Origin of the sequence: Azoarcus taiwanensis (assembly GCF_012910885.1) — a bacterium.
GTDB lineage: Bacteria > Pseudomonadota > Gammaproteobacteria > Burkholderiales > Rhodocyclaceae > Azoarcus_F > Azoarcus_F taiwanensis.
On record NZ_WTVM01000318.1, the window covers coordinates 1 to 391 of the forward strand.

At 66.2% G+C, this 391-nt stretch carries 1 protein-coding gene; it reads left to right on the top strand.

The features are described from left to right. Positions 1 to 391, top strand: a 391-nt coding sequence (locus tag GPA21_RS20525) for a hypothetical protein (protein ID WP_211163765.1), incomplete at both ends; no start/stop codon positions are given.

A 391-nucleotide genomic window follows, 5' to 3' on the forward strand; every position in this document is an offset into this window, starting at 1 on the left:
CTCAAGATCACCTCACTGGAAGGCGTGCCGACCGACGCTCTCGAGGAGTTCCAGCCTGAGCCCGATGCGGGCGCCGTCAGCGCCGCACCCAGCGCCGAAGCAGGCGCACCGGAGACTGCTCAGCCGGCAACGGAAGCATCGGCCCTGGAAGCCGAATCGGCGCCGCCAGCGTTTCTGCCGGAGGCCGAACCTTTCGACTTCGGCGACCTCGACCTCGAACTCGAATCCGAACCCGCGAGCTCGGACACTTCGACCGAAGAGGAAGTGGAGCCCGCGAGGGACGACAGCTTCGCCACCTTTGCCGACGACCTTTCCGACCAGGCCATCCCCGACGTTGAGGCGGAACCTGTTGTCGAGCCCCCATTATCCGAGACCGCACAGGTCACTGCCG